The 11,231-nt window shown below is 42.0% G+C and carries 9 protein-coding genes; 3 read left to right on the top strand and 6 right to left on the bottom strand.

Going from position 1 to position 11,231, the window contains the following annotated elements; genetic code table 11:
* Nucleotides 1–40: 40 nt before the first annotated feature.
* A complete protein-coding gene (locus tag SE27_RS09445) occupies nucleotides 41–1,066 on the bottom strand; it encodes a type I glyceraldehyde-3-phosphate dehydrogenase (protein ID WP_039622853.1) in 1,026 nt (341 codons plus the stop codon).
* 415 nt (nucleotides 1,067–1,481) lie between these two features.
* On the opposite strand from SE27_RS09445, the gene alaS reads away from it, so the two are divergent.
* From alaS to csrA, 3 genes are all read left to right on the top strand, one after another.
* Nucleotides 1,482–4,175 carry an alanine--tRNA ligase gene (alaS, locus tag SE27_RS09450; protein WP_171160680.1) on the top strand — a complete coding sequence of 898 codons (2,694 nt, stop codon included), beginning with the start codon at nucleotides 1,482–1,484 and terminating at the stop codon, nucleotides 4,173–4,175.
* Between the two features lie 430 nt (nucleotides 4,176–4,605).
* Nucleotides 4,606–5,886 (top strand): aspartate kinase, encoded by a 1,281-nt coding sequence (locus SE27_RS09455; protein WP_039622855.1) that lies wholly within the window; start codon nucleotides 4,606–4,608, stop codon nucleotides 5,884–5,886.
* Between the two features lie 245 nt (nucleotides 5,887–6,131).
* A complete protein-coding gene (csrA, locus tag SE27_RS09460) occupies nucleotides 6,132–6,395 on the top strand; it encodes a carbon storage regulator CsrA (RefSeq protein ID WP_039622857.1) in 264 nt (87 codons plus the stop codon).
* A gap of 52 nt (nucleotides 6,396–6,447) precedes the next feature.
* Here csrA and rnhB read toward each other — a convergent pair whose 3' ends face one another.
* The 5 genes from rnhB to SE27_RS09485 all read right to left on the bottom strand — a co-directional run bounded on the left by rnhB (nucleotide 6,448) and on the right by SE27_RS09485 (nucleotide 10,618).
* Entirely contained in the window at nucleotides 6,448–7,023 is a 576-nt protein-coding gene (gene rnhB / locus SE27_RS09465; protein WP_039622858.1) for a ribonuclease HII, read from the bottom strand.
* A 70-nt stretch (nucleotides 7,024–7,093) separates the two neighbouring features.
* A complete protein-coding gene (locus tag SE27_RS09470) occupies nucleotides 7,094–7,477 on the bottom strand; it encodes a hypothetical protein (protein WP_039622860.1) in 384 nt (127 codons plus the stop codon).
* 298 nt (nucleotides 7,478–7,775) lie between these two features.
* The gene (locus tag SE27_RS09475) at nucleotides 7,776–8,135 is read right to left on the bottom strand and encodes a hypothetical protein (protein WP_227504637.1); all 360 of its coding nucleotides are present in this window, start codon (nucleotides 8,133–8,135) and stop codon (nucleotides 7,776–7,778) included.
* A 93-nt stretch (nucleotides 8,136–8,228) separates the two neighbouring features.
* The gene (locus SE27_RS09480) at nucleotides 8,229–9,230 is read right to left on the bottom strand and encodes an adenosine deaminase (protein WP_039622861.1); all 1,002 of its coding nucleotides are present in this window, start codon (nucleotides 9,228–9,230) and stop codon (nucleotides 8,229–8,231) included.
* Between the two features lie 65 nt (nucleotides 9,231–9,295).
* On the bottom strand, nucleotides 9,296–10,618 hold the full coding sequence (locus SE27_RS09485) for an NCS2 family permease (RefSeq protein ID WP_039622863.1): 1,323 nt from the start codon (nucleotides 10,616–10,618) through the stop codon (nucleotides 9,296–9,298).
* Nucleotides 10,619–11,231 lie beyond the last annotated feature (613 nt).

The raw sequence follows: 11,231 nt of genomic DNA on the forward strand, positions 1-11,231 counted from the left end.
TATGTTAATAGGTCACTGCTCTTTTGTCTTACTGCACATTTTATTGAATAAAAGACTCACACAAATCTAACAGACGATTGGCATAACCCCATTCATTGTCATACCAAGCAAAAACTTTAGCATGACGCCCCACCACCATGGTTTGGCTTAAGTCGACAATTAAAGAATACGGCGAATGATTAAAGTCCGATGACACCAAAGGCTCATCGGTTACCTGCATAATTTCTGCATAATCATGCTCAGCTGAGTGAATGAGCACCTGATTCAACTGCGCTACTGTTATGGCAGCTTGCGAGACAAAACTTAAATCAATGGCTGCGACATTAATGGTCGGCACACGAATAGAATAACCATCTATACGTCCTTCCATTTTCGGCATCACGCTTTTTAATGCACCCAAGGCTGAGGAAGTGGTGGGAATAATATTTTGCCCTGAGGCACGTGCGCGGCGCAAATCACGGTGTGCATGGTCAAGCACCGACTGATCGGCAGTGACCGCATGAATCTCGGTCATCAGTGCAGTATCAATGCCAAAGGCGTCATCAATAATTTTTACCAAAGGCACCAACGCTTGCGTGGTACAAGAGACACTGGAAATAATCTGATCTGTACTTTTCACCTCACGGTGATTCACCCCATAAACAATGGCTGCATCGACGGTATCAAAAGGCGCTGCGCCAATAATCACCCGTTTTGCACCTGCAGTAATATGTTGGGTGGCCGCTTCACGAGAACGAAATAGACCGGTACATTCTAAGGCCACATCAATTTTTAAATCTTGCCAAGGCAATTGCTGTGGATTTTCCTCACAAAACACCTGTACGTTTAATTGTGCAGCACCAGAAGATATCTCTAAGAAAACCTGTTCATCTTGCCAGATCACTTCGACCTGTCCGTTAAAACGGCCATGTGTCGTGTCATATTTAAATAAATGAAGCAACGTCTCTACGTCTGCAATATCATTAATGGCCACAATATCGAAATGAAAGTCCTTTGGATTTTCAAACCAAGCGCGTAACACATTGCGACCAATTCGCCCGAAACCATTAATGGCTACTCGTTGCATCAGCTATCCTTCATTATTCGCGAGATGTAAATACTTGTATATGTTAATAGATTTTAAAGCGCTACCGATAGCCTTGCTTTGGCTATAATGCTTTAAATTTTAGCGCAATGCCCTGTTATAAGCTTGCAGAGTCAAGCAACGGCTTTTAGATGAATAAAAGTCACTTAAAAATATTTACCCTAAGTTTGCACTGTTTGATGCTGAGCACCAATAAATAAACACTTGGCTTTAGCTTAAAAAAGCAACCCTGTTATTCTAGAGAATTGTGACTAATTCACCTGAAAGTGATTGGTAGATAGCGCTTTTTCCGTTATAATTTGGCGTTTGAAAATTTTAAGCCTTGTGCGTTTTGCTGCTTTAGATTGGGCACGCAACGTACAACTTGCCAATAGAAAATATATGGAGTGACTTGGTTGTGAGTACTCGTTTTATGACATCCGCTGAAATTCGTGAAGCATTTTTGCGTTACTTTGAATCGCAAGGGCATACACGTGTCGCGTCGAGTTCTCTGGTACCAGCCAATGATCCGACTTTACTGTTTACCAATGCCGGAATGAACCAGTTTAAAGACTGCTTTTTGGGTTTGGAAAAACGTGATTATCTGCGTGCCACCTCTTCACAAAAATGTGTGCGTGCTGGCGGTAAGCACAATGACTTAGACAATGTCGGTTATACCGCACGTCATCACACCTTTTTTGAAATGCTGGGTAACTTCTCCTTTGGCGATTACTTTAAACGTGATGCCATTAAGTTTGCTTGGGAATTTTTAACCAGCGAGGCATGGTTAGGTTTACCCCAAGATAAACTCTATGCCACGGTTTATCATACCGATGATGAAGCCTTTGATATTTGGCATAAAGAAATTGGCTTAGATGCCAGTCGTATTATTCGAATTGGCGACAACAAAGGGGTGAAATACGCCTCTGATAATTTCTGGGCGATGGGTGATACAGGACCTTGTGGCCCTTGTTCTGAAATTTTCTTTGATCATGGCGAACATATTTGGGGCGGTCTACCGGGCAGCCCTGAAGAAGATGGCGACCGTTTCATTGAAATTTGGAACAACGTCTTTATGCAGTTTAACCGCACTGCCGATGGCGTGTTGCATGAACTCCCTGCACCTGCTGTCGATACTGGCATGGGCTTAGAACGTATTTCCGCTGTTTTACAACACGTCAACTCGAACTATGAAATTGATTTGTTCCAAAACTTGCTTAAATCTGCTGCAGAAATTATTCAGTTAGATACCACTGAAATTGATGCAACAGCACAATTGAATAATAAACCGGTCGATTACCCTGCCTCACTTAAAGTGGTGGCTGACCATGCACGTTCGTGCTGCTTCCTCATTGCTGATGGCGTCAACCCTTCCAACGAAGGTCGTGGTTATGTATTGCGCCGCATTATTCGCCGTGCTGTTCGTCATGGTAATAAATTGGGTGCAACCGGCTCATTCTTTTATAAAATGCTACAACCGCTGATTGCTGTGATGGGTGAGGCTTATCCAGAGCTTGCTGCGCAACAATCGCGCATTGAAAAATTACTCTTAAAAGAAGAGGAACAATTCGCCAAAACACTTGAGCAAGGTTTGAAATTGCTTGAAGGTGAACTGACTCAGTTAAAAGGTAAAGTCATTCCCGGTGCAACCGTATTTAAACTTTACGATACCTACGGCTTTCCAACTGACTTAACCGCAGATATTGCCCGTGAACGCGATTTAACCATTGATGAAGCCGGCTTTGAAGTGGAAATGGCCGCGCAGCGTCAACGTGCGCGTGATGCCGGTAAATTTGCTATTGACTACAACAGCATTGTTAATGTTGAAGGCGAAACGCAATTTGATGGTTATGATGCTACGCAAGGTCAAGGTCAAATTGTTGCAATCTACAAAGATGGCGAACAAGTCACTGAAGTGTTTGAAGGCGATGAAGCACTGATCGTTTTAAATCAAACACCTTTTTATGCAGAAAGCGGTGGTCAAATTGGCGATACCGGTCTGTTTAAAAATGAGACCGGTATTTTTGAAGTACAAGACACCAAGAAATCTGGTGGCGCATTTGTGCATCAAGGGATCGTGACCATGGGCAGCTTAAAAGCCACTCAATCGGTTGAAGCGACTGTTCAAGCCGATATTCGCGCTGCAACTGCACGGAATCACTCAGCCACTCACCTATTACATGCCGCCCTGCGTCAAGTTTTGGGTACGCATGTACAGCAAAAAGGTTCACTGGTAGCCAGTGATATCTTGCGTTTTGATTTTGCCAATGATCAACCGGTAACCTTCGAGCAACTGCAACAGGTTGAGCGTTTGGTCAATCGTGAAGTGATTGCCAATAGCGCAGTATCCACTGAACTTTTAGACATTGAATCGGCGCAAGAAAAAGGCGCGATGATGTTGTTCGGTGAAAAATATGGCGACGAAGTCCGTGTACTTTCGATGGGTTCTATCATTGAAGAGAAAAACTTCTCGATTGAACTGTGTGGTGGTATTCACGTACAGCGTACGGGTGATATTGGTTTGTTTAAAATCACTTCTGAAGGCGGTGTTGCAGCGGGTATACGCCGTATTGAAGCGGTAACGGGGCGCAATGCGGTTGACGTCATGCAAAAAACGGAAGCAGATATTCAACAGATCAATGCCCTGCTTAAAGCACAAAATCATCAAACTGTTGAAAAAGTTGCAGCAACACTTGAACATAGCCATCAATTGCAAAAACAGATTGAGCAATTGAATCAAAAGTTAGCCAACTTACAAGCGACGGAGCTTTTAAGCCAAGTACAAAGCATTGCAGGGCGCTCAACTTTAATTACCACCATGCAAGGTATGGATGCGAAGTCACTTCGCAACCTACATGATGGCGTGAAATCTAAATTAGGCAATGCGGTGATTGTGCTTGCTGGCATTGAAGATGATAAAGTCAGCTTACTGGCCTCGGTTGCAAAAGAGTTTACAGGCAACATTAAAGCCGGTGACATTATCAAGCATCTTGCTAATGAACTTGGTGGCAAAGGTGGCGGTAAACCAGACTTGGCACAAGGTGGCGCACCGCTGACTGACAATTTTGCATCCGTCATGGCAAGCTTAACCACTTGGCTTGAAGCAAAATAACGCTTAACGCATATAAGGCTGTGCTGGATGTGTACTGTTCGATTTAAGTTCTTGCGTATAAGCAACTTCTTTTTATCTAGTGCAAGTGTCAAGCACAGCACTGCCTTATTGTCAGTTTATGCCGTTGAATGACATAAAGCGTAAAATTGTAAAAATAGACATTTACAATCGTATCAGCGTAAATAAAGCAGTCAAAGTGTGGGATTTATCGCTAAGATAAAACCACTCATCGGAGTGTCATTATGCAGTCCGCAAGGCTGAGTTTGAGTAACTCAGCTTTTTGATACAAAAGATCGGTATCAACTTTTACCTTAAAAAAAGGGTGAAGTATACGAGCTACGTGGTATGTTGAAAGCGCCCGTCAAAGGGAATTTTCAGATATGTGTAAGTGCTTTAAGTCGTTAGACTTATTTACTTGGTAAGGATAGTTATGGCATTAATCGTTCAAAAATATGGCGGCACCTCAATGGGTACTCCAGAGCGCATTTTAAATGTTGCTCATCGTGTAAAGCGTTGGCATGATCACGGCCATCAAGTGGTGGTGGTGGTATCCGCAATGAGCGGCGAAACCAATCGTCTGCTTGCTTTAGCCAAGGCCATTACCGAAACCCCAGACCCACGTGAACTTGATCAAATGGTGTCTACGGGTGAACAAGTAACGATTTCTATGCTGGCGATGGCGCTAAACTCTATTGGCACTGAAGCGAAATCGCTAACAGGCCGCCAAGTCGGTATTAAAACAGACAGTGCATTTACCAAAGCGCGTATTGAAGCCATTGATACAGATGTACTCACAGAAAATTTAAATGCGGGCCGCGTATTGATTGTGGCCGGTTTCCAAGGCTTTGATGAACTGGGCAACACCACCACCCTAGGTCGTGGCGGCTCAGACACCTCAGGCGTTGCAATTGCAGCAGCGCTTAAAGCTGATGAATGCCAAATCTATACCGATGTTGATGGGGTTTACACCACCGACCCACGCGTTGCACCAAAAGCCAAAAAGATAGACCGAATTTCTTTTGAAGAAATGCTTGAAATGGCGTCATTGGGCTCTAAAGTTTTGCAAATTCGTTCCGTTGAATTTGCAGGCAAGTATCAAGTGCCTTTACGCGTCTTATCAAGTTTTGATAATGATGATGATGGCGCATTCGACGAAGATTTCAAACAAAATATCGGTACTCTTATTACGACTGAATTGGAAGACACCATGGAACAACCCATTATCTCTGGTATTGCATTTAACCGTGACGAAGCAAAATTAACCATTTTAGGTGTGCCGAATGAACCCGGTATTGCCTCTAAAATTTTGTGCCCAATTGGTGATGCCAACATCGAAGTGGATATGATTATCCAGAACGTTGAAGAAGATGGCACCACCGACTTTACCTTTACGGTTAATCGTAGCGAATTAAAAAAAGCCACAACCATTCTTGAAGATACTGCGCAAAAAATTGGTGCACGTGAAGTGGCAACGCGCTCAGATATTGTTAAAGTCTCAATTGTCGGTGTGGGCATGCGTTCACATGCACGTGTAGCCAGCAAAATGTTTACTGCTTTGGCTGAAGAAGGCATCAATATTCTAATGATTTCGACCTCAGAAATTAAAATTTCGGTCATTATCGAAGAAAATTATTTAGAGCTTGCAGTACGTACACTGCATACTGCTTTTGGTTTAGACCGTGAACATGGCGAATCAAGCGTAAGAGTTTAATCGTGTACTGACGAAAATTGTCATTGTTAGACAGTTTTTTAAAAACACGAGAAAAAAGCAGAGCCACTATAGTTTTTACTATAGTGGCTCTGTTATATTAGCGCACAGATGTTAAGAAAATTTTAATAAAATTGCGTCGTTGTGATGTTTATGACAAGACGTTGTTAAAATTTTCTTTAGCATTTAGCTTGTGTTTTTTTCATTTTAGATCAATTGCAGGTTTAGCATTTTGCAAGGAGATAAACATGCTGATTCTGACTCGACGTGTCGGAGAAACATTAATGATTGGGGACCAAGTCAGTGTAACTGTGCTTGGTGTTAAAGGGAATCAAGTACGTATTGGTGTGAATGCTCCAAAAGAAGTATCAGTTCATCGTGAAGAAATTTATCAACGAATTCAACATGAACGCGCTATGCATGAGCACCTGCAACATCTCGATCAAGATTATCAACCTTCATTTGAAGAAGATAGTTTTACCCCCAATACCGAGACCGACTTTAATCGTTAAACATTAAAGTTATTCCCTCTAAAGCGGCTTTATCAAGCCGCTTTAAATTTATTTAAAGATTGATTTTAGCCAAGGCCTGTTTAATCGGTGCATAACTACGGCGATGTTGATCAATCACACCATGCTCAGCAATAGCGGCAAAATGCATTTTCGTCGGATAGCCTTTATGTTGGGCAAAACCGAATTGTGGGTACTGCTGATCAAGCACCACCATCTGCCGATCACGCGTGACTTTCGCCAAAATACTGGCAGCAGAAATTTCTGCATGCAAAGCATCTCCTCCCACAATTGCCTCACAGCTCATACTTAAGCCTTGTGGTATTTTATTGCCATCAACCAAGACATGCTGCGGCTGAATATGTAATGCTTCAACGGCACGGCACATCGCCAGCAATGAAGCTTGTAAAATATTAAGCTGATCAATTTCTGCATGACTGGCTTCTGCAATCGCCCAAGCCACCGCTTTTTCTTGTATTTCTACAAATAACATTTCACGTTTTTTTTCAGAGAGTTTTTTAGAGTCATTTAACCCTTCAATTGGATTATTCGGATCTAAAATAACCGCAGCAGCCACCACAGAACCCACCAATGGCCCGCGCCCTGCCTCATCTACACCTGCAACTTGCATGACTTTATTTTCCTACAAAAAAACAGGCTGAATAAATCAGCCTATTGCTACTTATGAATGATTAAATACCTTATCTAACTGCTTCTGCCACACAAGCATTAATCGTTTTGGTCACAGCATTGGAAATGATGGTGTTGCGTGCCACTGGATCAATTGCCGCAGTGGCCAAATCAACCGCAGTGACGCTTTGTGGTGCTTTTTCACTGACGCAGCCACAAATTTCAGACTGAATATCTTGTTTTTGCGTGCTGCTCATTAATTTAGTGGCCGTTTTCCATGCCGGAATATTATTTAATTCAGTGGTACATTTTGCATTAATTGCAATTTTAAGCGCAACACCGCCTAATTGTTGAGTCGCCGATTGAGTGCTTGTGGTGCCATTCATTGAGTCGGTAGATACACAAGCAGTCAGTGCCAAAGTCAGTGGCAACAGCAGAGCAATTAATTTTTTCACAGGAAAAATCCTTGATTATAAAATGAAGATGTAATGAACTGCCGAAATATGGCTGCAATAGAGATGTATTGCACGTGAATACCTGAGCAGAACACAGCCCTAAAAAATAGGACTTAAAGTTATGCTAAATTATACGCTGTGTCAGCTGTGCAAAGTTTATCAATTGCAGAGATTTTGATGATAAGGCGCGTCATTTTTATTTATAGCTATGTTTGAACGGTGGGTACTTTGCTGAATGTTTTACCGCATCCTGTGCAGTTACGGCCAAGCCTAAATCAATTGTGATTACCTTAAGGACTTATTGTAGTGCACGCTCTGCACAACCTTTAACACTACTTAAAACAGCTTGCTGAATTAAACTCTTTTTTGCCGACTCATTGATGTATGCGCGTGCCAAATCTTGAGCCGAAACATGATTCAGCGCATGATCACCCACACAACTACAAATTTCTTTTTCGAGCCCAATTTGATGCTCTGTACTGATAAAAAATGCCGCTGACTGCCATAGTTTTGACTGCTTTAACTCATTTTTACAGCTTTGTACCACCACCGGTTTAAGCATCTTTTGCAAAAACACCGAATCAGGTACGGCAGCAAACACCAGCATAGCAGCCACCAATACAGTCAGTAGCGCTATAGCATATAAAGCCTTTTTCATCATCTCGCCTCTTTTAAAAGAGCAGTCATTCAATCGGATGGTAGATAAAAACACCAACCGACTGAATCAAACCATCTATTGAATGATGCTTAATTAAACCAAAGCATCAATTTTCGCAGCCCACTTTTGTTTCTCTGTAGCCGAGATAAACGCAGCGTCAAAGGAGTTTTTAGCCAACTGTTTAAGTTCGTCATTGGATAAGTCTAGCGCTTCGGCAATCGCAATAAAATTATCATTCATATATCCGCCAAAATAAGAGGGATCATCTGAATTAACCGTAACATGTACGCCTTGTTGCAATAAACGACGGATATTGTGCTGCGCCATATCATCAACCACACACAGCTTTAAATTACTCAAAGGACATACGGTTAAAGGCATCTTTTCAACAATTAAACGCTGCATTAACTCTGGATCTTCTTCCGAGCGTACCCCATGATCAATACGATTGACTTGAAGTAAATCCAGTGCTTGCCAAACGTATTCAGCAGGCCCTTCTTCGCCTGCATGTGCCACTGCCAAAAAGCCATATTCACGCGCTTTGGCAAAGACACCTGCAAACTTAGACGGCGGATGTCCGACTTCACTTGAATCTAAACCCACTGCAATAATTTGATCTTTAAACGGCAATGCTTGCTCTAAGGTTTCAAAAGCCGCTTGTTCCGTTAAATGGCGTAAGAAGCACATAATTAAATGTGAGCTAATACCTAATTTGCTGTTGGCATCATCACAGGCACGCTGTAAACCGTTAATCACCGTTGCAAATGCAACACCACGATCGGTATGGGTTTGTGGATCAAAAAACATTTCGGTATGCGTAACATGGTCAGCATGACATTTTTCAAAATAAGCCCACGCCAAATCATAGAAATCTTGTTCAACGATCAGAACATTGGCACCAGCATAATAAATATCTAAAAATGATTGTAGATTATGAAAATTATAGGCCTGCTTTACTTCTTCAACCGACTTATAAGGAATTGCAATCTGATTACGCTGCGCGATTTCAAACATTAATTCAGGCTCGAATGTGCCTTCAATATGTACATGTAATTCTGCTTTTGGCAAAGCGCGAATCAGCTCAAGTCTAGTCATACCTTATCCTTAAAAAATAAAAAAAGGTACAAACTGAAGTTTACACCTTTTGTGAATTTGGAAAATTAACCGCCAAACATTACAAACTTTAATGCCCACAGTACAGCAATAATCCATACCATATACGGCACTGTCTTTGCCTTACCCGTTAACAATTTAATCAGTGCGTAACTGATAAAACCCATGGCAATACCATCGGCAATTGAGTAGGTAAACGGCATAAAGATAATGGTTAAAAAGGCCGGTACTGCTTCAGTAATATCATCCCATTCAATATGAACAATACCTTGAATCATCAATACCCCAACAAACAGCAATGCCGGTGCAGTTGCAAAGCTAGGTACAGATTGTGCCAGTGGCGCTAAAAATAAGCACAACAAGAACATCACACCCACCACCACTGCGGTTAAACCGGTACGTCCACCTGCAGCAACGCCAGCAGAGGATTCGATATACGGTGTGGTTGACGATGTACCTAAAGCTGCGCCTGCAACAATAGCCGTTGAGTCAGCAAAAAGTGCTTTCTTTAACCGCGGCAATTTCCCATCTTTTAATAAACCGGCACGGTGTGATACACCCACCAATGTGCCGGTTGAATCGAATAAGTCGACCAAGAAGAATACAAAGATGACGCCAACGAGGCTTGCGGTAAAGAGACCTTTAAAATCCATTTGCATAAAGGTTGGAGCCAGTGATGGCACCTGCCCAATAAAGCCTTGGAATTGGTTATAGCCCAATACAGTCGAGATTGCAGTAATGGCCAAAATACTGATGATGATCGCACCACGTACTTTGAAGTGATGCATCACCACCACCATTAAGAAACCCAGTAAAGCCAAAATAACCGAGGGTTGTTTAAGATCGCCTAAACCGACTAAAGTTGCAGGATTGGCCACAATAATGCCGGCATTTTTCAAAGCGGCTAGTGCCAAGAACATCCCAATACCGCCTCCAATGGCCAACTTTAATGACATTGGAATTGCATTGACGATGGCTTCACGGATTTTAAACATGCTAATTGCAATGAAGATTAAGCCGGATACAAACACGGCGGCCAATGCCGTTTGCCAAGGCACGCCCATGCCTAGACAGACCGAATAGGTAAAATAGGCATTCAAGCCCATACCGGGTGCCAGTGCAATAGGATAATTGGCCACCAAGCCCATCACAAAACAGCCAATAGCGGCAGCCAGACAGGTGGCGACAAAGACCGCCCCATGATCCATGCCAGTTTCGGACAAAATCATTGGATTGACGATAATGATGTAACACATGGTTAAGAACGTGGTTACACCGGCAAGAACTTCTGTGCGAAAATTGGTTTTATTTTCACTGAGCTTAAATAAGCGTTCGAGCACATTCGCTGAAGATGGATTAGGAGTCGTCATGACTTTACCCCGTTAAGTAAACTGTATGCGGTCAGCAAACTACAAAAACCATGATCTACTCGCGCAAATCATCCTCAATTCTGTAGCTGTTTAAGCAATGGATGTGCCGATATTTTCCATTCAAAAACAAGTATATTGAACAATTTTAAATGACAGCCCCAAAGCCGAAAATCGCAAAAACTGTAAACAAAAAAGCCGCATAACATTGATGCAGCTTACTTCATTCAAAAAACTCAAATACTTATTTAATAAATAATATCATTCAATGATGGCGCGCGAAATTATACCACAATGATTTTTTATTTTTTCTAAAATTTAGTTTAAATCAAATTCCATATCCTATGAGCAGCACGACGCGCTCAACCTTAAAATCTAATTACAGCCTTTATTTTGAGTCCAGCTTCGTTCAAAAATAAAGGCAACCACATCAATGTGTAATTGCCGTTATTTTTTATTGATTTAAGCTTTTGATGTGGATCTATGATTTTAGACCACGTCTATAAGTGATAATCTACTCCCCAATAAGCATGGGAAATGTTTGTTTCTGGAGTCAACCATGACACGAAGAAAACGTCGTAATCACTCAGCAGCTTTCAAAGCTAAAGTTGCTCTC

This window comes from Acinetobacter harbinensis (genome assembly GCF_000816495.1).
GTDB lineage: Bacteria > Pseudomonadota > Gammaproteobacteria > Pseudomonadales > Moraxellaceae > Acinetobacter > Acinetobacter harbinensis.

Bases quoted from the DNA above. Each gene is read 5' to 3' on its own strand.
- rnhB (WP_039622858.1), bottom strand. From the start codon at position 7,023: ATGCAAGTTGCAGGTGTAGATGAGGCAGGGCGCGGGCCATTGGTGGGT.
- SE27_RS09475 (WP_227504637.1), bottom strand. From the start codon at position 8,135: ATGAAAAAGGCTTTATATGCTATAGCGCTACTGACTGTATTGGTGGCT.
- SE27_RS09445 (WP_039622853.1), bottom strand. From the start codon at position 1,066: ATGCAACGAGTAGCCATTAATGGTTTCGGGCGAATTGGTCGCAATGTG.
- csrA (WP_039622857.1), top strand. From the start codon at position 6,132: ATGCTGATTCTGACTCGACGTGTCGGAGAAACATTAATGATTGGGGAC.
- SE27_RS09480 (WP_039622861.1), bottom strand. From the start codon at position 9,230: ATGACTAGACTTGAGCTGATTCGCGCTTTGCCAAAAGCAGAATTACAT.
- SE27_RS09455 (WP_039622855.1), top strand. From the start codon at position 4,606: ATGGCATTAATCGTTCAAAAATATGGCGGCACCTCAATGGGTACTCCA.
- SE27_RS09485 (WP_039622863.1), bottom strand. From the start codon at position 10,618: ATGACGACTCCTAATCCATCTTCAGCGAATGTGCTCGAACGCTTATTT.